20 protein-coding genes are annotated in these 19,443 nt (G+C 66.1%); 12 read left to right on the plus strand and 8 right to left on the minus strand.

Annotated features, from left to right (window positions below):
• Positions 1-53: 53 nt before the first annotated feature.
• Both VFH65_RS15455 and VFH65_RS15460 read left to right on the plus strand, forming a co-directional pair.
• The gene (locus VFH65_RS15455; RefSeq protein WP_353322592.1) at positions 54-1,256 is read left to right on the plus strand and encodes an alpha/beta hydrolase; all 1,203 of its coding nucleotides are present in this window, start codon (positions 54-56) and stop codon (positions 1,254-1,256) included.
• 23 nt (positions 1,257-1,279) lie between these two features.
• Positions 1,280-2,698 (plus strand): WS/DGAT/MGAT family O-acyltransferase, encoded by a 1,419-nt coding sequence (locus VFH65_RS15460; protein WP_353322593.1) that lies wholly within the window; start codon positions 1,280-1,282, stop codon positions 2,696-2,698.
• Here VFH65_RS15460 and VFH65_RS15465 read toward each other — a convergent pair.
• From VFH65_RS15465 to VFH65_RS15475, 3 genes are read right to left on the minus strand one after another with little or no spacing between them, the layout of a single operon-like run.
• The gene (locus VFH65_RS15465) at positions 2,685-3,965 is read right to left on the minus strand and encodes an alpha/beta hydrolase (protein ID WP_353322594.1); all 1,281 of its coding nucleotides are present in this window, start codon (positions 3,963-3,965) and stop codon (positions 2,685-2,687) included. The genes VFH65_RS15460 and VFH65_RS15465 overlap by 14 nt on opposite strands.
• Entirely contained in the window at positions 3,958-5,619 is a 1,662-nt protein-coding gene (fadD12, locus tag VFH65_RS15470) for an acyl-CoA ligase FadD12 (protein ID WP_353322595.1), read from the minus strand. Before fadD12 ends, VFH65_RS15465 begins: the two co-directional genes overlap by 8 nt.
• Before the next feature lie 6 nt (positions 5,620-5,625).
• Positions 5,626-6,435, minus strand: coding sequence for a lysophospholipid acyltransferase family protein (locus VFH65_RS15475; RefSeq protein ID WP_353322596.1), 810 nt, complete (start codon positions 6,433-6,435; stop codon positions 5,626-5,628).
• A gap of 208 nt (positions 6,436-6,643) precedes the next feature.
• Between VFH65_RS15475 and VFH65_RS15480 the strand changes: the two genes are divergently transcribed.
• Together VFH65_RS15480 and VFH65_RS15485 are read left to right on the plus strand one after the other, a co-directional pair.
• Positions 6,644-8,146, plus strand: coding sequence for a protein kinase family protein (locus tag VFH65_RS15480; protein ID WP_353322597.1), 1,503 nt, complete (start codon positions 6,644-6,646; stop codon positions 8,144-8,146).
• Positions 8,147-8,168: 22 nt separating this feature from the next.
• Entirely contained in the window at positions 8,169-8,948 is a 780-nt protein-coding gene (locus VFH65_RS15485; protein WP_353322598.1) for a crotonase/enoyl-CoA hydratase family protein, read from the plus strand.
• Positions 8,949-8,952: 4 nt separating this feature from the next.
• On the opposite strand, the gene VFH65_RS15490 is transcribed toward VFH65_RS15485, so the two are convergent.
• Positions 8,953-9,627 carry a winged helix-turn-helix transcriptional regulator gene (locus VFH65_RS15490; protein ID WP_353322599.1) on the minus strand — a complete coding sequence of 225 codons (675 nt, stop codon included), beginning with the start codon at positions 9,625-9,627 and terminating at the stop codon, positions 8,953-8,955.
• A gap of 156 nt (positions 9,628-9,783) precedes the next feature.
• Here VFH65_RS15490 and VFH65_RS15495 point away from each other — a divergent pair, with 156 nt between their 5' ends.
• On the plus strand, positions 9,784-9,981 hold the full coding sequence (locus VFH65_RS15495; protein WP_353322600.1) for a hypothetical protein: 198 nt from the start codon (positions 9,784-9,786) through the stop codon (positions 9,979-9,981).
• 14 nt (positions 9,982-9,995) lie between these two features.
• Positions 9,996-10,331: a hypothetical protein gene (locus tag VFH65_RS15500; protein WP_353322602.1), complete on the plus strand. Its 336-nt coding sequence runs from the start codon at positions 9,996-9,998 to the stop codon at positions 10,329-10,331.
• Here the strand turns inward: VFH65_RS15500 and VFH65_RS15505 are convergent.
• The gene (locus VFH65_RS15505; RefSeq protein ID WP_353322604.1) at positions 10,328-10,900 is read right to left on the minus strand and encodes a hypothetical protein; all 573 of its coding nucleotides are present in this window, start codon (positions 10,898-10,900) and stop codon (positions 10,328-10,330) included. The genes VFH65_RS15500 and VFH65_RS15505 overlap by 4 nt on opposite strands.
• 61 nt (positions 10,901-10,961) lie before the next feature.
• On the opposite strand from VFH65_RS15505, the gene VFH65_RS15510 reads away from it, so the two are divergent.
• The 3 genes from VFH65_RS15510 to VFH65_RS15520 are packed head-to-tail and all read left to right on the plus strand — an operon-like array spanning position 10,962 to position 13,307.
• Positions 10,962-11,816: an arylamine N-acetyltransferase family protein gene (locus VFH65_RS15510; protein WP_353322605.1), complete on the plus strand. Its 855-nt coding sequence runs from the start codon at positions 10,962-10,964 to the stop codon at positions 11,814-11,816.
• 47 nt (positions 11,817-11,863) lie between these two features.
• Positions 11,864-12,784, plus strand: coding sequence for a helix-turn-helix domain-containing protein (locus tag VFH65_RS15515; protein WP_414688431.1), 921 nt, complete (start codon positions 11,864-11,866; stop codon positions 12,782-12,784).
• A gap of 1 nt (position 12,785) precedes the next feature.
• Entirely contained in the window at positions 12,786-13,307 is a 522-nt protein-coding gene (locus tag VFH65_RS15520; protein WP_353322608.1) for a dihydrofolate reductase family protein, read from the plus strand.
• On the opposite strand, the gene VFH65_RS15525 is transcribed toward VFH65_RS15520, so the two are convergent.
• Positions 13,304-13,879, minus strand: coding sequence for a TetR/AcrR family transcriptional regulator (locus VFH65_RS15525; RefSeq protein ID WP_353322609.1), 576 nt, complete (start codon positions 13,877-13,879; stop codon positions 13,304-13,306). The genes VFH65_RS15520 and VFH65_RS15525 overlap by 4 nt on opposite strands.
• Positions 13,880-14,331: 452 nt before the next feature.
• Here VFH65_RS15525 and VFH65_RS15530 point away from each other — a divergent pair, with 452 nt between their 5' ends.
• Both VFH65_RS15530 and VFH65_RS15535 read left to right on the plus strand, forming a co-directional pair.
• Positions 14,332-14,601, plus strand: a complete 270-nt coding sequence (locus VFH65_RS15530; protein ID WP_353322611.1) for a hypothetical protein — start codon at positions 14,332-14,334, stop codon at positions 14,599-14,601.
• Positions 14,602-14,626: 25 nt separating this feature from the next.
• The gene (locus VFH65_RS15535; protein ID WP_353322612.1) at positions 14,627-16,462 is read left to right on the plus strand and encodes an acyl-CoA dehydrogenase; all 1,836 of its coding nucleotides are present in this window, start codon (positions 14,627-14,629) and stop codon (positions 16,460-16,462) included.
• A gap of 10 nt (positions 16,463-16,472) precedes the next feature.
• Here VFH65_RS15535 and VFH65_RS15540 read toward each other — a convergent pair whose 3' ends face one another.
• The gene (locus VFH65_RS15540) at positions 16,473-17,960 is read right to left on the minus strand and encodes an aldehyde dehydrogenase (RefSeq protein ID WP_353322614.1); all 1,488 of its coding nucleotides are present in this window, start codon (positions 17,958-17,960) and stop codon (positions 16,473-16,475) included.
• 42 nt (positions 17,961-18,002) lie between these two features.
• Positions 18,003-18,776: a class I SAM-dependent methyltransferase gene (locus tag VFH65_RS15545; RefSeq protein ID WP_353322616.1), complete on the minus strand. Its 774-nt coding sequence runs from the start codon at positions 18,774-18,776 to the stop codon at positions 18,003-18,005.
• Between the two features lie 35 nt (positions 18,777-18,811).
• Here VFH65_RS15545 and VFH65_RS15550 point away from each other — a divergent pair.
• The coding region (locus VFH65_RS15550; protein ID WP_353322617.1) for a glycosyltransferase at positions 18,812-19,443 on the plus strand (632 nt) is incomplete at its 3' end.

Here is a 19,443-nt window from a genome sequence, read left to right on the forward strand (position 1 = left end):
ACATCTTCGGAATGTTGTCGTTTGAGAATCCGTCCGCGGGGTACAGTCGCGAAATGACGGTACGACCGGACATGTGGGCGCGCGCCAGGTGGTTGCTGCGTGCCGGTCCTACTGATTACATGCTGGCGATGAGCGTCGCATCGGCTTCGCTCCCAGTTATCGGGAAACACCTTGAGCCCCTTGGCGGTATGACCGCCATGGGCATCTGGGGATACCGGCACATGCCGGAATTCCTGGAAGCCACCGCGAAGTCCTGGCTTAGCCCCGGCAACGCTGAGGTGCGCCGATTGGAGCGCGACGCCACCCACAACGTGGTCGATGCCGCGCTGCGCGGCATCGTGCGCGCCGAGGACCTGGCGATCGAGTGGCCCGCCCCAGAGGGCGCCCCGCCGCTGTGGAAGCTTCGGGAGCATCGCCGCAGCGTGTACCGCTCATCGGTGCGCTACGGCAGTCATCCGTCACAGCTGCTCGACGTATGGCGGCGCAAAGATCTGCCCGCCGAGCCCGCGCCGGTGCTGATCTTCGTCCCGGGTGGGGCCTGGATTCACGGCAGCCGGATGCTGCAGGGCTACGCGCTGATGTCGCATCTGGCCGAGATGGGCTGGGTGTGCCTGTCCATCGACTACCGGGTGGCTCCGCACCACCGCTGGCCCGACCACATCACCGACGTGAAGGCCGCCATCGCGTGGGCCCGGGCGAACGTCGACAAGTTCGGTGGCGACCGCAATTTCGTGGCGGTAGCAGGTACGTCGGCCGGTGGGCATTTGTCCGCCCTGGCCGGGCTGACCGTCAACGACCCAGAGATGCAGGCCGAACTGCCGGAGGGTTCCGACACCTCGGTCGACGCTGTCGTCGGCATCTATGGTCGCTACGACTGGGAGGACCGCTCCACCGCGGAACGCGCCCGGTTCATGGATTTCCTCGAGCGGGTCGTCGTCAAGCGCAAGATGTCCCGTCACCCGGAGATCTTCCGGAAGGCCTCGCCGATCGCGCGGATTCATCCCAAGGCGCCGCCGTTCCTTGTCATCCACGGCACCGGCGACTCGGTGATTCCCGTCGAGCAGGCCCGCAGCTTCGTCGAGCGACTGCGGGCGGTGTCGCAGTCAGTGGTGAGCTATGCCGAGTTGCCGGGCGCCGGTCACGCCTTCGACATGATCGACGGGGCCCGCACCGGCTCGATGGCGACCGCAATCGGCTTGTTCCTCAACCAGATTCACCGAAACCGGACCGTCGCCGGGGCAAAAGAGGTTGTATAGACGCCTCCACGTAGGAGGTAGAGGTGAAGAGGCTTAGCGGGTGGGACGCTGTGCTGTTGTACAGCGAGACGCCGGATGTGCACATGCACACCCTCAAGCTTGCAGTGATCGACATCTCCGACCTGGGCACCCGCAAGTTCGGTATCGACGATTTCCGCAAGGTGATCCGCGGGCGGTTACACAAGCTGGAGCCGTTCTGCTACGAGTTGGTCGAGATTCCCCTCAAGATGCATCACCCGATGTGGCGGGAGAACTGCGAGGTCGACCTCGAGTATCACGTCCGGCCGTACCGAGTGGACAGCCCGGGCGGCCGCCGCCAACTGGACGAGGCGGTCGGCAAGATCGCCAGCACGCCGCTGGATCGCAACCGTCCGCTGTGGGAGATGTACTTCATCGAGGGCCTGGCCAATGGCCGCATCGCTGTGCTTGGCAAGATCCATCACGCGCTGGCCGACGGTGTGGCCTCGGCCAATCTGTTGGCGCGCGGGATGGATCCGCGACAGGGCCCGCCGATCGACCGGGATTCTTATGCGACGGACCCGGCGCCGACCCAAGGCGAGTTGGTGCGGACGGCGTTCGCCGACCACCTCCGGCAACTCGGGCGGCTGCCGGGCGTGGTCCGCTACACCGCGCAGGGGATGGCCCGGGTGCGGCGCAGCTCACGGAAGCTGTCGCCCGAGCTGACCCGTCCGTTCACCCCGCCGCCGACCTTCATGAACCACAAGGTCGATCCCGTACGCAAGTTCGCCACGGCGACGCTGGCGCTCGCCGATGTCAAGCACACCGGCAAGCACCTGGGTGTCACCATCAACGACATGGTGCTGGCGATTTCGGCCGGCGCACTGCGGCGACTCCTGCTGCGTTACGACGGCCACGCCGACCATCCCCTGCTGGCATCCGTGCCGGTGAGCTTTGATTTCTCGCCGGACCGGATCTCGGGCAACAGATTCACCGGCGTGCTGGTGGCGCTGCCCACCGACTGCGAGGATCCGCTGGATCGGGTGCGCAACGCCCGCGAAGCCGCGTTGTCCGCCAAGGAGAGTCACAACTTGATCGGTCCGGAACTGGTGAGCCGGTGGTCGGCGTATTTCCCGCCGGCCCCGGCGGAGGCGGTGTTCCGTTGGCTGGCCAACAAGGACGGCCAGAACAAGGTGCTGAACCTGCCGATCTCCAATGTGCCCGGTCCGCGCGAACCGGGCCGGGTCGGTGGCGCACTGGTCACCGAGCTCTACTCCGTGGGTCCGCTGACCACGGGCAGTGGTCTCAACATCACGGTGTGGAGCTATGTCGACCAGCTCAACATCTCGGTGCTGTCCGACGGGTCCACACTGGAAGACCCGCACGAGCTGACGGACGCGATGATCGAGGCGTTCATCGAAATCCGTAAGGCCGCAGGACTTCCCGAGGAGCTGACGGTCGTCGAATCCGCTATGGCGCAGTAGCGTCCACCGCCGAGTGGCCATTCGACGCGACAGCACGCTTCTTTGCGTGCACCCAGGACAGGAACGTCTCGACGGCTTGGGCCGTGTAGTGCGCCCGCGGTGACCCGTAGTAGAAGTCGAATGCGTGCTGGGCGTGCGGGATCTCGGCGTAGGCGACGGTTGACTGGGAGACCTCGCGCAGCGCCTCGGCGAACTCACGGCCTTCCTGGACAGGAATAATGGAGTCGTCTTGCCCGTGCAGAACGAAAATCGGTGGTGCATCAGGGCGTAACCGCTTGATCGGTGACGCGTCGAGGTACACCTGCTTGTTGTCGACGAACCGCTTCTTGACCACGAACTTCTGCAGCAAGCCGATGAACTCCTTGCGGCCGGACCCCTTGGCCGTGAACCAGTCGTAGCGGCCGTAGATCGGCACAGCGGCCACCACCGACGTGTCGGCATCCTCGAATCCTGGCTGGTACTGCGGGTCGTCGGAGGTGAGCGCCGCCAGTGAAGCCAGGTGACCGCCTGCCGATCCGCCGGTGATTGCGACGAAGTCCGGGTCGCCGCCGTAGTCGGCGATGTTCTCCTTGATCCAGGCCAGCGCGCGCTTGACGTCAACGATGTGGTCCGGCCAGGTATGACGAGGGCTCACCCGGTAGTCGATCGACACACATACCCAGCCGCGCTCGGCCAGGTGGCTGAGCAGCGGGTAGGCCTGTGGCCGCCGCATGCCGATCGCCCATGCGCCGCCGGGCACCTGAAGTATCACGGGGGCACGCCCGTCCCTCGGCAGGTCGGCCCGTTTCCAGATGTCGGCGCGGTTCACCCGACGGTGCGGACCGTATTGCACGATGCTCGCCTTCTCGACATAGCGGCGACGCACCAGTTCGTTGGGCCACACACCGACGCGGACACGACGCCTAGCCGGCTGCGATTTCGCGGCGATTCTTTCGTAGTCATCGCCCAGCGCCTCGCGCAGTGGCTCCTCGAAGTACGGCCGCGACTGCACATTTCGGCGGTGAGTCAGCCACAGCAGCGCCCAGGCGATCGCGGTGAGCAGCAACGCGATTCGGCCACGCCAGCCCTTGAAGTCGCCGCGCCTGCCACGGCGCAGTGCATCGAGCATCGAGCCGGCCATGTACAGCGGCGACATCTCGGTGGTGGGCCAGCCGAACGCGAACACGGGAAGGGTGATGTATCCCTCACGCCCGACTGGCTGCGCGCCGTTGGCGGCGTTGAGAAGTTCCGCGGCCGCACGCAGCAGCGGAAAGCGGCGCCTACCCACCGCTGACGCGGGCTTGTAGGTCGCGGCGGACGATCTTGCCGGTGCTATTGCGCGGCAGCTCGTCGAGGATCGTAATCTCTCGGGGCACTTTGTAATTCGCCAAACTCTCTCGAACGTGTTGTTTAAGTTCTTCCGGTGTAGCCGCAGCACCGTCATTCAAAACCACAAATGCGGCAAGCCGCTGCCCGAACTGCTCGTCGTCCACCCCGATCACCGACGCCTCAGTGACGTCGGAGTGAGCGGCCAGCGTCTTCTCCACCTCGATCGGGTAGACGTTCTCTCCGCCCGACACGATCATCTCGTCGTCGCGGCCGACCACGAACAGCCGGCCCGCTTCGTCGACGTAGCCGACATCACCCGATGACATGAACCCCTCGTGGAAGTCCTTCGTCTTCCCTGAGGTGTAGCCGTCGAACTGGGTGGAGTTGCGCACGAAGATGCTGCCGGTTTCACCGGTCGGCACCTCACGGAAATCGGCGTCAAGGATGCGGATCTCGGTACCTTCTGCGGGTTTGCCCGCCGTGTCGGGCGCGGCCCGAAGGTCCTGTGGCGTGGCCGTGGCGATCATGCCTGCTTCGGTGGCGTTGTAGTTGTTGTAGATGACGTCGCCGAACTGGTCCATGAACTTGATGACGACGTCGGGCCGCATCCGCGAGCCCGATGCGGCGGCGAACCGCAGCGACCGGCCGCTGTAGCGGGCCCGGACGTCGTCGGGCAGTTCCATGATCCGGTCGAACATCACCGGGACCACACACAGCCCGGTGGCGCGGTGACGGTCGATCAACTCGAGGGTGGCCTCGGGATCGAACTTGCGACGGGTCACGATCGTGCAAGCCATCGACGCCGCGAACGCGAGCTGCGAGAAACCCCACGCATGGAACATCGGCGCCACGATGACGACGGGTTCTTCTGCCCGCCACGGAGTCCGGTCCAGGATGGCCTTGAGGACCTCGGGACCACCGCCGGAATGCCTGGCGCCCTTGGGAGTTCCGGTGGTGCCGGAGGTGAGCAGGACGACTCGGCTCTTTGAGCTGGCGCGCTGAGGCTGCTTGCCGGTGTGCTCACTGATCAGCTTCTCGACGGTCAACACGTCGCCATCGGTATCAGTCCAGGCCACGATGCGCGTCGTGTCCGGGCTGTCGGTGAGCGCACGGTCGACGGTGGAGGTGAACTCCTCGTCGTAGATGATTGCCAGGGATGTATCCGCGCCTTCACGATTGATTACCTCGGCCAAAGCGGGCCCGGCGAACGACGTGTTGAGCAGCAGCACGTCGGCACCGATCCGGTTGGCGGCGATCAACGCGTCGACGAAGCCGCGGTGGTTGCGGGCCATGATGCCGATTACTAGCGGAGCCGCGCCAGCGGCGACATCCGGCCGAGCGCGGGTTTCGTTTAATCCTTGCAGTGCGGCGGCGAATGCGTCGGCCCGCTGGTCGATTTCACGCCACGTCAGCGTGCCCAGTTCGTCGACGAGGCCGGGACGATCGGGGCATCGTTGCGCGGAGCTGGCGAAACCCGAAGTGATGCCCATGTTTTCGCGCCGCATCGCGGCGGCGATGCGCAGGTACTTGTCGGGCCGCATCGGCGCGATCAACCCGGCACGCCTCATGGTGGCGACCAGGCCCAGCGCTTGGTTGAGTCGGTCCAGTGCCATCGTCGGCTAGCCCACCACGGGGAGCCGGCGCTCCTTGGCCAGTTTGTCCAGCGCCCGCTGCATGACGTGCCGCACGTGGGCGTCGACCTCGTCGATGTCGGGGTCCTCGCCGAACTCGGCGACGATGTCTACCGGCGGCAGGACCTGCATGACAATCTTGGACGGCAGCGGAACGTTGGGGGGAACGACGACGCTCAGCCCGAACGGGAAGCCGAATGAGATCGGCACGATCTTGGCGCGGGCCAGCCGCGCTATCGGCCCGAGACGCTCGGCCAGCCAGGTGCCGCGCGACAGGAAGATCTGCGTTTCCTGTCCGCCGATTCCCACGGTGGGCACGATCGGCACCCCGGCGTTCAGGGCGGCCTTGACGTAGCCGGTGCGACCACCGAAGTCGATCTTGTTGGCGGTCAGCGTCGGCCGGTACACGTCGTAGTCGCCGCCGGGGAACACCACGACGAGGCCACCGGAGCGCAGCGCCTCGTCGGCATTCGCGTGGTTGGCGCTGATATAGCCGATTCGCTTGAAGAAGTCACCGGTCGGGCCTGTCATGAGCATGTCGTGGCTCAGGGTGTAGATCGGCCGGTCATAACCGTGCTCTTCGTAGTACTCGGCGGCGAGAATCGGGACATCCATCGGCAGGATGCCCCCGGAGTGGTTGCACACCACCAACGCGCCGCCCGGCGGCATGTGGTCCAGGCCGCGCACCTCCGAGCGGAAGTATCGCCGCAGGAACGGCCGGGTAATTCCCATTACGCGCTGGGTCAGGCTCGGATCCCACTTGGTCAGCTCCGATGGCTCGATATCGGCCGCGGCCATAGGTCCCCCTGGGTCGAATTGAAACGTGTTCTAGTTTTAGATGGTACCTGGGCCATCCTTCCCCGCCACCGAGCTGGTCGCGACGCTTTTGCGGTTTAGAACGCCGGGTGCGGGGCTATGTCGTTGGGCAGATCACCGGGAGGGACGTCCCCCGGCGCGGCGTCGCGGCCGGGCGGGACGACGGCCATTGATGAGGCGAGGTCCAGCGATGACGGAGTTTCTCCCTGGAACCGCCATCGCCGGGGGCCGCTACCGCCTGCTCGCGTGGCATGGAGGCCGGCCGCGGCTGCAGTTCTGGCAGGCGGTCGACGCCGCGTCGGGTCAGCACGTGGCGTTGACCCTCGTCGACCCCGACGGCGAGCTCCCGGTCGAGTTCGTCCACGAAATCCTGGCGCGCACCGTCCGGCTCAAGGGCATCGGAGAGCGCGGCGTCGCACGCGTGCTCGACGTACTTCACACCGGCAGTTTCGGGGTCGTGGTCTGTGAATGGATTCCCGGCGGCACACTGCGGCAGATCGCCGATACCGGACCATCGCCTGTCGCGGCCGCAACGGCTATGCAGTTTCTGGCCGCAACCGCGGAGGAGGCGCATCGAGCGGGACTCGTGCTTTCCGTCGACCACCCGAGCCGGCTACGGGTGACCACTGACGGTCATGTGGTGTTGGCGTTCCCGGCCAGCATGCTCGAGGCGACGCCGCGGACCGATCTGCGTGGGATCGGCTGCGCGCTGTATGCCCTGCTGCTCAACTGCTGGCCGGCCTGCGACGTGACGGAATGGGCGCCCGCCCAGTTCGACTCCGAGGGCCGTCCCGCGGAACCCTGCGTGATTGATCCGCAGATACCATTCCTCGTCTCCACCACCGTGACGGGTCTGTTGCGTGAAGAAGGTGGAATAGCGAGCGCGGCAACACTTCTCACGCTCCTTCGGCAGGCTGCCGCGGACGCCACCGACGGGTCGGATTGTCGGGTCATGCCGCCACTCGACGTGCCTGCGCCCGGCTACTACGCAGGCTTTCGTAGCTTCGGGCCGGACGAACAAGCCGCAGCGGCCCGTCGATCCGTCATGCGCGTCGGCATGAGCACAGCGGCGGCGATCATCGTCGTCGCAGTGATAGCGCTGGCATCGTCGCTCAACAGCATGCTCGGTGAGCACGACGACCCAGTGGCGATGGATCCGGAAAAGCTGGGTTTGAACCCAATGGCCCCGACATCGTCGGCACCGCAGCCGGAGCAGACCGTAGATAAAGGCGGAGAGCGGGTGCAGCCGGCGGCGGCCTCGGTGTTCTCGCCAGACGGATCGCCCGACAGTCCCGAGGAGGCCGGCGCGGCGATCGACAACAATCCGGGCACCGCTTGGTCGACCGACAGGTATTACGACGCGGATCCATTCCCGAAATTCAAGTCGGGCGTCGGGCTGCTCTTGAAGCTGGAAAAGCCAACGCCGCCCGGCGTGGTCACCGTCGACCTGGACTGCGTCGGCACCGTCGTGCAGATCCGCGCGGCGCAAAGCGACCAACCGAAGACGCTGGCCGAGACCACCGAACTCACGCCGCCGACACAAGTGCGACCCGGCCAGAACCGCATCCCGATCACGGATCCGGCCCCGGTTTCGAACGTGCTGGTGTGGATTTCCAAGCTCGGATCCGCCGACGGCAACAACCGGTGCGCGATGTCGGAGGTCGGCCTGCAGGCGGCGTCGCCGCCCGCGTGAGGTCGGCGGTTAGCATCACGGCGTGAGCCAAGCAGACAGCACCGAGTCCCCTGTCCTCGTCGAGCAGCGCGACCGGATCTTGATCATCACGATCAACCGACCCGAGGCCAAGAATGCCGTGAACGCCGCGGTGAGCCGCGGGTTGGCGGACGCGATGGACCGCCTCGACGGAGACACCGGCCTTTCGGTGGGCGTGCTGACCGGGGCGGGCGGCTCCTTTTGCGCAGGCATGGACCTCAAGGCGTTCGCCCGTGGAGAGAACGTCGTCGTCGAGGGCCGCGGAATGGGGTTCACCGAGCGTCCGCCGGTCAAGCCGCTGATCGCGGCGGTGGAGGGCTACGCGTTGGCCGGCGGGACCGAACTGGCGCTGGCCACCGATCTCATTGTGGCGTCGAAAGACTCGGCGTTCGGCATCCCCGAGGTGAAGCGCGGTTTAGTCGCCGGCGGCGGTGGCCTGCTGCGCCTGCCTCAACGCATCCCGTACGCGATCGCGATGCAACTCGCGCTCACCGGCGAAAACCTGCCCGCCCAGCGAGCCCATGAACTCGGGCTGGTGAACGTGCTCGCCGAGCCGGGGTCGGCGCTGGACGCCGCGATCGAACTCGCCGAGAAGATCACCGCCAACGGCCCGCTTGCGGTGGCCGCGACCAAACGGATCATCGTCGACTCACGCGGGTGGAGCCCGGAGACCATGTTCGCCGAGCAGATGCAGATCCTGCTGCCGGTGTTCGGCAGCAACGACGCCAAGGAAGGCGCGATCGCGTTCGCAGAGAAGCGCCCGCCGAAGTGGACCGGCACCTGATCGGTCAGGCCGGCCTCGGCACCGCCGCCAAGGTCGACTGACCGATCCAGGCGGGCACTGCACGTCTGACGTCGGTCGGGGCGTCGACATCGACCGAGCCGTACATCATCGCCCGCTGCCAGGACTGATCACCGCGCCAGATCTGTGTGAGTGTGCGCAGGCTGGTGGAAACTGTGGCAGCCACGTCGTGGCCGGGGTCGAAATCGCAGACCTCGGCGTTGCCGTTGGCGACGACAAGCCACCACGACGACGCCTTGGGCGGCGCGCCCGTCAACCGGAAGGCCACGACGGTGCGCGACCGCGGCCATTGGTCGATCGGCATCGTGCGACGGATGTCCCACATCAACACGCTGGGGTCGAGGTCCTTCTCGACGAGATCGCTCATCCAGCGCACGCTCCACGCACCGAGCGCTTCGACCACGCCGACGAGTTCGCGCCCGCACGGGGTGAGGTTGTAGACGGTGCGGCCATCAACCTCGGACCGCTCCACCACGCCGGCGCGGGTCAAGGTCTGCAGCCGCTTGGACAGCAGCGTCGGCGACATCTTGGGCACCCCACGCCGCAGATCGTTGAAATGTGTGCTCCCCGCTAGCAACTCGCGAACCACCAGCACGGTCCACCGCTCGTCGAGCAATTCCATGGCCTTGGCCACCGGACAGAACTGACCGTATCCCGCCACTGTGACTCCCTCCCCAGGTACAGCAAACGTAGGGATAGTAGACCGCACCATCCCCACCTCTGGCTAGTGCAGATTCTTGACCTATTCCGCTACACATTCGCGACTAGAGCGGCCCCCGGGGTGTTTCCGCGACGCCGTTGTGGGCAACCGTTAGTCATGAAGACGCTCACCCGGGCGCGGCATGCCCAGAAACGAATCGTCAAGGCGCAACGGCGTTTGTGGTTACTGCAGATGTCGATGTGGCCGACGCTGGTGCTCGTCGGACTTGGCGCGGTTGCTGCCTTGGCCGTCCAGTTGCGCAGCCGACGCGCAGACGGGATCGCGCAGCCGGTCGATGGCCTGCCCCACTTATAAGGAGGAGATACGGCATGGCACACAGCGAGGAACTGCCGCTTGCGGATTATGACCAGTTGCCCCTCACCGAGTTGCGGCATCGTATTCGCTCTCTGGAGGAACCTCAGGTGCGGACGCTGTTCGACCACGAGGAAGCTCACGGCAACCGCATACCGGTCCTGGAACTGCTGCACGCGCGGTTGAAGGAACTGCATGGCGGCGCCGAGCCGTCCTCCGGTGATCCGACGAAGGCGCCCGGCGTCACCGGAACTCCCGGTGGTTCGCCGGTCCAGGAGTCGACGGCCGCAGAACCGGGCACACCATTGAGGCACGGGGTGGCGTCGCAGTCGCCATCGCGCGGTCGCCCCTAGCGGGTGAGTTCGCGAATCTCCTCGGCGACGTTGCGGCGAGCCGATTCTTCCCACCGCGAGCGGCCGGCTTCGGTGTGAAACAGCGGCCCGTCCAGCAACGCCGTAAGCACTTGTGCCCGAGCGGGTTTGAACACCTCGTCGGGAACGTCGGCGTACTCCTCGCGCACCGCGTCGGCGTATGCGCGGTATCGGCTCGGGACGCTGCCCAACACCGACAAATCGGCATCGCACAGCACGGCGCCGTTGATGTCGTCGTCGGCAACCTTGTGCGTCTTGGTCACCAGTACGAGACGCGCCACCTCGTCGCGGATCGGCGATGACGCCAGCAGGTCGCGCGCCAGTTCGGCCGAGCGTTCTTCGTTGTCGTCGCGGCCGATCTCGTAGACGGCGTCGTGGAACCAGGTGGCCAGCTCGACCGCCTCTCGGTCGAAAACAAGGCCCGCATCGGCGAGCTCACCGATCGCGTCGAGCATCTCGTGCAGATGCGTGACGGTGTGGTGCTTCCTGTGCGACTCCGACCACCGGGCCAGCAGATCCTCGCGCAGATCTTCGGTCAAATGCGCCACCATGCGTCCAGTGTCCCACCGCAGAAGTTGACCTGAACCCGCGTTGAGGTCGCAGGATGGGCCCATGACTATCGATGCGGGCACCGACACCTCGACCACCGATCTGGCCGGGTATTTCGGCCGCGTCGGCTACTCGGGACCGGCGGCGCCGACGGTTGAGACGCTGCACGCGCTGCTGGCCGCCCACAACCAAGCCATCCCGTTCGAGAACCTCGACCCGCTGATGGGCATCCCGGTCGCCGATCTGAGTGCCCCCGCGCTCACGGACAAGCTGGTGCAGCGCCGCCGCGGCGGCTACTGCTACGAGCAGAACGGCCTGATGGGCTACGTCCTCGAAGGGCTGGGCTATGGGGTCGAGCGGCTCGCAGGCCGGGTGGTGTGGATGAACCCCAACGGCCCGCTACCGGCCCAGACGCACCAGGTGCTGTCGGTAACGGTGCCAGGCGTCGAGGGGCGATTCCTTGTCGACGTGGGGTTTGGCGGGCAGACGCTGACCTCCCCGATCCGGCTCGAAGCAGGACCTGTGCAACAAACCCGCCACGAGCCGTACCGGCTGCGCGAGCACGGCGACGATTTACTGCTGGAGGCCGAAATCCGTGGTGAGTGGCAGGCGCTCTATACGTTCACCACTTGTCCGCAGCCGCGGATCGACCTCGAGGTCGGAAGTTGGTATGTCTCGACGCACCCGAAGTCGGTGTTCGTCGTCGGCCTGTCGGCAGCACGTGCGACCGACGACGCCCGCTGGAATCTGCGCGGACGCCATCTGGCCATTCACCGCGGCGGCCAGACCGAGCGGATCCGATTCGACAGTGCCACCGAAGTGCTTGACGCACTGACGAACCGCTTCGGCATCGACCTGACCGATCTCGGCGATCGGGTGGATCTGGAGGCGCGGGTCAACGAGGTCCTCGACACCTGAGCAGGAATCGTCATGTCCATCTGCCGGGCGGCCGACGATACTCGGTGATCGTGAGCGAGGGATCACGCCGCGACCGGCTGCGGGAACTGCTCGATGCGGTGGTCGACGCCGACAACGCCGACGTCGTTGACATGGCACGCAGTAGCTACGCGTCGGAGTTCCACTTCTCCAGGGAAGTGCGACGGCTGACCGGCGAGTCGCCTGCGGCGCTGCGCCGGCGCATCATGCTCGAGCGCGCGGCGTGGCGGCTGCATCAGGGACAGAGCGTATCCGCGGTGGCTGCCGACGAGGGTTGGTCTTCGGCCGAGGTGTTCTCCCGCGCGTTCCGCCGCACCTTCGGGGTGCCGCCGTCGCGGGCGGCCGACGTGCAATTCCGGTTGACGGCGCCCAATGGCTTGCATTTCCATCCACCGGAGTCGCTGTGGCTCGACAGCGACGGCGACACCAAGGAGCCTGACATTTCTCAACTGATGGTGGCGCACGACGTCGCCGACACCGCATATCTGCTCGGCCAGGCCGCCCAGCTGTCGAAAGGTCAATGGGCCGAGGAGATTTCACCCGGGCAGGTGATCCTCGAATGGGACGGTCCCGAACCCAGCGTGGGGGCGGTGCTCGGTGCCATCGTGTGGACGAAGGAGGTGTGGCTGGCCACGATCGAGGGCTGCGACTTCCCGGCACGGGACGGCACCCTGCCGGAGTCGACGACACCCCAACAACTGGGCGCTCTACACGATGACATCGGAAACCGTTGGAGTGCAATGGTTTCTGACTACACCGCCGAGGGGCGGCTTGGTGACACCGTCATCGACGCGCTTTGCGACCCGCCGGAGTCGTTTCAGCTGTACGGCATCGTCGCGCACGTGCTGACCTATTCGGCCCACCGCCGTGGGCTGGCTCGCGCGATGCTGGCGCGCCACGGGGTGCGCACCGACATGGGGGACCCACTCGACTGGATGAGGAGGAGCTGACATGACGACCGTGTACTACACCGCGTCCAGCCTGGACGGCTACATCGTCGACGAGGCCGACAGCCTGGACTGGCTCACGTCCCGTGATATCGACAAGGATGGGCCGTTCAACTACGACACGTTCATCAAATCCATTGGCGCAGTGGTCATGGGCTCGGCGACCTACGAATGGATCGTCAAGAACCATCCCGGCAAGTGGATGTACGAGCAGCCGTCGTGGGTCGTGACGCACCGCCCGCAGATCATCGTCGAGGGGCATCCGGTGCAGACGTTTGACGGCAACGTCGAGGAGCTGCATCCGAAGCTGGTGTCCGCGGCGGCGGGCAAGGATGTCTGGGTCGTCGGCGGGGGAGATGTGGCCGCCCAGTTCGCGACCGCGGGCTTGATCGACGAGATGATCGTCAGCTATGCGCCGTGCTCGCTTGGCGCCGGTTCGCGGGTGCTGCCGATCCGTTCGGAATGGGTGCTGGCCGAATCGGCCGTCAACCGCGAATTCGTCTGCGCGCGGTGGCGCAAGGCTTAACGCTCAACCGTTGGTAGCCCGTAACGGCGGACGAATTCCCTTGACTTGATCAGGAATTCGAGCTGGCCTGCGACATCGAGCAATGGATCGACGAGGCGTGTGGACCGGCACAACACCACGGCGCCCTCGAGTGAGGCGATACACATGATGGCCAGGGAGGCGGCGTCGGACTCGTCGAAGCCGTCGGCGACGAACGCGCGGGTGAGTGCGTCGCGCCAATGGCTGATGATGCTGCCGGCGACGGTACTCAGCTGGGGTTCCTCATCGGCCGAGCCGATCGCCGCGGCGACGACGGGACAACCTGCGGTGAAGTCGCTTTCGACGAGGAGATCTTTCCAGAATTCGACGAAGCGGCGTACGAGGTACAACCCGCCCTTTGTGGCGGCCTCGTCGATGACCTCCGTGATCGCCTCACCGGCGTACTGCAGAGCCTCGGTCAGGATCTGATTTCGGCCCTCGGGGAAGTGGTAGTAGACCGATCCGCGCGGCGCACCGCTGCGGGCCAGAATTTCGTCGATCGTGACGCCAGCGGCGCCCCGCTCGCGCAACACCTCGGCGGCACTGACCAGCATCTTGGTGCGGGTCGAGCCTCGCTTGGACTGCGATTTGGTCGCGTTTGCGGACAGAACGAACCCTCCAGCCGGTTCGGTGAATTCAGGCCGCGCGCTGATCACGGAGCTGCGACAAACGCCAGCCGATACCGCGCGGGCTGAAGCGGAACTTCGGTCGACCGCGACCGTGCACCTCGTGCGTGAACTGACGCCCGGCGAAGTTGACCTCAACGATCCACATCGTGCGCCTCGCTTTCTATGCTTTGGAGCATAGAACTGATAACACACGTGCACAACAAATGTATTCCGGGTCACACGCTGCCCTAGGTAAACACCTGGTGAACGGGCGTAAATCGCCCCCACGCTCCAAGGCCGTCATCAGCCCGATTATGGTTCGATGCATAATCGCAAGTTGCCAGCTCAGCCCGGATCCGAGCCGTAGGCTCGGGTCAGGCCTAGGAAAGCGGGTTGGCATGACGGGACATCCGCAATTGTGTCGGTCTGTGCTGGCCGGCCTCTGCGTCGCGGCGCTCATTTCGTCTCCCATCGCGAACGCTGACCCGGCGGACAACCCGGGATACAACGGGGCGCCGACGGTGGTGTCCGGCGGGCCGGTTCCGACGATGAACGGCGTCCCATGCGTTGGCGGACACTTCGGCACCTGCACCGGCTTCGCGCAGAACCAGCCGCGGCCCACCAGGCCGCGTTCGTCTGTCGGCCATAGCCCCACGGTCAGCCCGTAGCCAAGGCAGCGGAAGGCGCAAACTCATGGGCCATTACAAGAGCAACGTGCGCGACCTGCAGTTCAACCTCTTCGAAGTGCTCCATCTCGAGAAGGCGCTGGCCACCGGCGAGTTCGGTGACCTCGACGGCGAATCCGTCCGCCAAATGCTCGAAGAGGCGTCGCGACTGGCTGAAGGGCCGCTGGCGGAAGCCTTCGCCGACGCCGACCGCCATCCGCCGACATTCGACCCGGCGACGCACACCGTCTCCCTGCCCGAGTCGTTCAAGAAGTCGTTCCGGGCGTGGTACGACGGGGATTGGTTCCGCGTCGGCATGGTCGAGGACATCGGCGGAGTGCCCGCTCCCTCGGTGGTGGAGTGGGCGATCAACGAGTTCGCCCTCGGCGCTCAGCCCGCTGCGTTCATGTACCTGGCCGGCCCGAAAATGGCCGACATCCTGTACGACATCGGCAACGAACAACAACGCCACTGGGCGTCGCTGATGATCGAGCGCAACTGGGCGGCCACGATGGTGCTCACCGAGCCGGATGCAGGGTCGGACGTGGGCGCTGGGCGGACAAAGGCAATCCAACAGCCCGACGGCACCTGGCACGTCGACGGCGTCAAGCGGTTCATCACCAACGGCGACAGCGACGACCTGTTCGAGAACACCATGCATGTGGTGCTGGCCCGCCCTGAAGGTGCCGGGCCGGGAACGAAAGGCTTGAGCCTGTTTCTGGTACCGAAGCTTCTGTTCGATCCGCAGACCGGTGAGCCCGGTGATCGCAACGGGGTCTACGTCACGGGTCTCGAGCACAAGATGGGGCTGAAGGCCTCCGCCACGTGTGAGTTGACGTTCGGCCGGCACGGATCTCCTGCCGTCGGCTGGCTGGTCAACGACACCCACAACGGCATCGTGCAGATGTTCAAGGTGATCGAATACGCGCGAATGATGGTGGGCACCAAGGCAATCGCCACGCTGTCCACCGGATACTTGAACGCATTGGACTACGCGAAGACGCGCATACAGGGCGCAGACATGACCCAGATGACCGACAAGGCGGCGCCCCGCGTCGCGATCGTCAACCACCCCGACGTGCGCCGGGCATTGCTCACCCAGAAGGCGTACGCAGAAGGGCTGCGGGCCCTCTACCTCTACACCGCTGCCCACCAGGACGTCGCCGTCGCAAGCATCGTGTCGGGCGCCGACGGCGAAATGGCACACCGGGTCAACGATCTGCTCCTGCCGATCGTGAAGGGCGTCGGCTCCGAGCGCGCGTATCAGTGCCTGACCGAATCGCTGCAAACGTTCGGCGGATCAGGTTTCCTGCAGGACTATCCGATCGAGCAGTACATCCGCGATGCCAAGATCGATTCACTGTACGAAGGCACCACGGCGATCCAGGCGCAGGACTTCTTCTTCCGCAAGATCGCCCGTGACAAGGGCGTGGCCCTGCAGCATGTGGTCGGCCGGATTCAGCAGTTCCTCGGCAGCGACACGGCCAGGCCCGAGCTAGCCGATGCGCGCACCCTGTTGGCCACTGCGCTCGCCGATCTGCAGGCGATGGTGGCTGCCTTGACGGGCTACCTGGTCAATTCGCAGCGCGACGCCCGCGAAGTGTATCGCCTTGGGCTGGAGTCGGTTCCGTTCCTGCTGGCCGTCGGCGACCTGCTCATCGGGTGGCTGCTGCTCGAGCAAGCCGAGATCGCACTGGCCGCCCTCGACGGCGATAAAGGCGACCGCGAACACGCTTTCTACGACGGAAAGGTCGCCGCGGCAACCTTTTTCGCCAAGAACGTACTGCCGCGACTGACCGCGGAACGCAAGATCGTCGAGAGCGTCGACCTGACGATCATGGACCTGCGCGAGGAAGCCTTCTAGCTCGCGCCTGTTACTCCGGTGTGTAGCCGAATGGCAGCAGCACGCTCTTGTGCTCCACGTACTGCTCGATGCCCTCCGGTCCGTTCTCGCGGCCGATGCCCGAGTTCTTGTAGCCGCCGAAGGGCGCGCCGGGATCGAACGCGTACATGTTGACCGCGTAGGTGCCGGTGCGGATCTTCGACGCGATCTCCAACGCCTTCTTGTTGTCCGTCGTCCACACGCTGCCGGCCAGGCCGTACACCGAGTCGTTGGCGATGCGCACGGCGTCGTCTTCGGTGTCGTAGGGGATGACCACCAATACCGGGCCGAAGATCTCCTCCTGCGCGATGGTCATCGAGTTGTCCACGTCGGCGAACACCGTCGGCTGGACAAACCAGCCGGTCTCGAGACCCTCGGGCCTGCCACCGCCGGTGACCAGCCGAGCGCCTTCCTCGATGCCCTTCTTGATGTAGCCCTCGACGCGCTCGCGCTGCTTCTCCGAGATCAGCGGACCGATCGCGGCGTTGGGATCGTCGGGCAGGCCGACGGGCATCGCGGCTACGAAACCGGCCACCTTTTCGACGACCTCGTCATAGCGCGAGCGCGGCGCGAGGATGCGGGTCTGGGCGACGCAGGCCTGACCGGAGTTCATCACGCCGGAGAACGCCAGCATCGGCAGCGTCGCGTCCAGATCGGCGTCCTCGAGCAGGATGGCCGCCGACTTGCCGCCGAGTTCCAGCGTGCAGGCCTTCAGCTTCTCGGCAGCGAGCTTGGCGATCTCCTTGCCGACCGCGGAGCTGCCGGTGAAGGTGAACTTGTCGAGTTCAGGATTCGCGGTCAGCGCGCGGCCGGTCTCCGGGCCGCCGGGCACTATCGACAGCACGCCCTCGGGCAGGCCGGCCTCGGCGAACACCTCGGCGAGCGCATTGGTCGACAGCGGCGTCTCCGCGGCCGGCTTGAGCACGACCGTGCAGCCGGCCAGCAGTGCGGGGCCCAGCTTGTTGGCGGCCAGGAAAAGCGGCACGTTCCAGGCGACGACGGCGCCGACGACGCCGATGGGTTCACGACGCACCAGCGTCTGGCCGTAGATGCCGTCGCGGATCTCGGTCCAGGCGAACTTGTCGGCCGCACCGGCGTAGTACTGCAGCGTCGACACCGCCGCGCCGTACTGCATCATGTCGACGATCGTCGCGGGCTGGCCGGTCTCGAGCTTGAGCAGATGCTTGAATAGGTCGGCGCGATCCTCGACCAGCTTGACCGCCCGGCCGATCACCGCGGCCCGTTCCTCTGGAGGCGTTTCGGCCCACGTGCCCTCGTCGAACGCCTTACGTGCGGCCGCGCAGGCCGCGTTGACGTCGGCCTCGGCGGCGAGCGGCACCTGGCCGACCTTCTCGCCGGTCGCCGGTGAATACACATCGACGACCTCGGAGGTCGACGGCTCCACCCACTTGCCGCCGATGAACAGCTTGTCGTACTCCGTCTTGTAGGCGGTCGCTTGATCCTTGATGCCCTGCGTCATGTGCGCCACCCTACCTAGCGATCGACGAAACGAGAACCTGTTTCAGTCAACAGGTGCTGGCGGCCGCAAGACCAGCACCAGATTGCTCACGAGGAACTCTCTGAGCACCGGCACTTTCGTCATCCACCAACCCCATCGCGGGTGGTAGCGGGGAAATGCGGCGATCAATGCTCCGGTGGACGCGGCCCACTGCAGCCCGTCGGCAGCCGACACGTCGAACAATGACGAGCCGTAGTTGTTCTTCGGTGGATGGCCGTGCTTGCGGGCATACCGCGCGGCCGCTCTGGCACCGCCGAGATAGTGCGTCAGCCCCATTTCGTGGCCGCCGAACGGGCCCAGCCACACGGTGTAGGACAACACCACCAAGCCGCCGGGTTTGGTGACTCGCAGCATCTCGCGGCCCAGCCGCCACGGCTGCGGCACGTGCTCGGCGACATTGGACGACAGGCAGATGTCCACGCTGGCGTCGGCGAACGGCAGCGCCATGCCCGACGCCCTGACGTAGGTGGAGCCGTCGGTCACGCCCGGTCCGGCATGCATTTCGGCTGGGTCGGGCTCGACGCCGATGTAGTCGATCCCGGCGTCGGCGAAAGCGGCGGAGAAGTAACCGGGCCCGCCGCCGACGTCCAGCAGCGTGCGGCCCGCCGGCGACGTTCCATTCGCCGAGCGCCACAGATCGGCGACCATCGCGGCGGTGTCCCTCGCGAGCGATCCGTAGAACCGGGCGGGGTCGCGTTGCTCGAAGCGGAACTCGCTGAGCAGCCGCAGCGACCGCGGCAACGTCGCACGCCGCGCGAAAAGCTCGGTAGCGGACATCAAGCCGACCATACGCAGCGGCTACGCTGGCACGGATGTCTGGCCGACCCGTCCGTTCCGTGTTGCTGCTGTGCTGGCGCGACACCGGCCACCCTCAGGGTGGCGGCAGCGAGGCCTACCTTCAGCGCATCGGCGCGCAGCTCGCCGAGTCCGGCATCAAGGTCACGCTGCGCACCGCGCGGTATCCGGGCGTGCCGCGACACGAGGTCACCGACGGTGTGCGGGTCCATCGCGCGGGCGGCTCCTATTCGGTCTACATCTGGGCGGGCTTGGCGATGGTCCTCGCGCGCATCGGGCTCGGACCGCTGCGGAAGGTCCGGCCCGACGTCGTGATCGACACCCAGAACGGAATCCCGTTCCTGGCGCGCCTGGCCTACGGCCGCCGCGTCGCTGTACTCGTGCACCACTGCCACCGCGAGCAGTGGCCGGTAGCGGGGCCCGCGATGGCTCGTTTCGGTTGGTTCGTCGAGTCGCGGTTGTCACCATGGCTGCACCGTCGCAACCAGTACGTCACCGTGTCGCTGCCATCGGCAAGGGATCTCACCGGCCTCGGGGTGAACCCGAACCACATCGCCGTGGTGCGCAACGGCCTTGACGAGGCGCCGGCTCACACGCTGGCGGCGGACCGGTCGGCGACGCCAAAAGTCGCGGTGCTGTCAAGGTTGGT

This window comes from Mycobacterium sp. (genome assembly GCF_035697385.1).
Classification (GTDB): Bacteria; Actinomycetota; Actinomycetes; order Mycobacteriales; family Mycobacteriaceae; genus Mycobacterium.

What these genes read in the sequence shown, in the direction of transcription:
- VFH65_RS15480 (WP_353322597.1), top strand. Translation starts at nt 6,644, where the DNA reads ATGACGGAGTTTCTCCCTGGAACCGCCATCGCCGGGGGCCGCTACCGC.
- VFH65_RS15520 (WP_353322608.1), top strand. Translation starts at nt 12,786, where the DNA reads ATGACGACCGTGTACTACACCGCGTCCAGCCTGGACGGCTACATCGTC.
- VFH65_RS15495 (WP_353322600.1), top strand. Translation starts at nt 9,784, where the DNA reads ATGAAGACGCTCACCCGGGCGCGGCATGCCCAGAAACGAATCGTCAAG.
- VFH65_RS15510 (WP_353322605.1), top strand. Translation starts at nt 10,962, where the DNA reads ATGACTATCGATGCGGGCACCGACACCTCGACCACCGATCTGGCCGGG.
- VFH65_RS15535 (WP_353322612.1), top strand. Translation starts at nt 14,627, where the DNA reads ATGGGCCATTACAAGAGCAACGTGCGCGACCTGCAGTTCAACCTCTTC.
- VFH65_RS15505 (WP_353322604.1), bottom strand. Translation starts at nt 10,900, where the DNA reads ATGGTGGCGCATTTGACCGAAGATCTGCGCGAGGATCTGCTGGCCCGG.
- VFH65_RS15455 (WP_353322592.1), top strand. Translation starts at nt 54, where the DNA reads ATGACGGTACGACCGGACATGTGGGCGCGCGCCAGGTGGTTGCTGCGT.
- fadD12 (WP_353322595.1), bottom strand. Translation starts at nt 5,619, where the DNA reads ATGGCACTGGACCGACTCAACCAAGCGCTGGGCCTGGTCGCCACCATG.
- VFH65_RS15500 (WP_353322602.1), top strand. Translation starts at nt 9,996, where the DNA reads ATGGCACACAGCGAGGAACTGCCGCTTGCGGATTATGACCAGTTGCCC.
- VFH65_RS15475 (WP_353322596.1), bottom strand. Translation starts at nt 6,435, where the DNA reads ATGGCCGCGGCCGATATCGAGCCATCGGAGCTGACCAAGTGGGATCCG.
- VFH65_RS15530 (WP_353322611.1), top strand. Translation starts at nt 14,332, where the DNA reads ATGACGGGACATCCGCAATTGTGTCGGTCTGTGCTGGCCGGCCTCTGC.
- VFH65_RS15540 (WP_353322614.1), bottom strand. Translation starts at nt 17,960, where the DNA reads ATGACGCAGGGCATCAAGGATCAAGCGACCGCCTACAAGACGGAGTAC.
- VFH65_RS15545 (WP_353322616.1), bottom strand. Translation starts at nt 18,776, where the DNA reads ATGTCCGCTACCGAGCTTTTCGCGCGGCGTGCGACGTTGCCGCGGTCG.
- VFH65_RS15525 (WP_353322609.1), bottom strand. Translation starts at nt 13,879, where the DNA reads ATGCTGGTCAGTGCCGCCGAGGTGTTGCGCGAGCGGGGCGCCGCTGGC.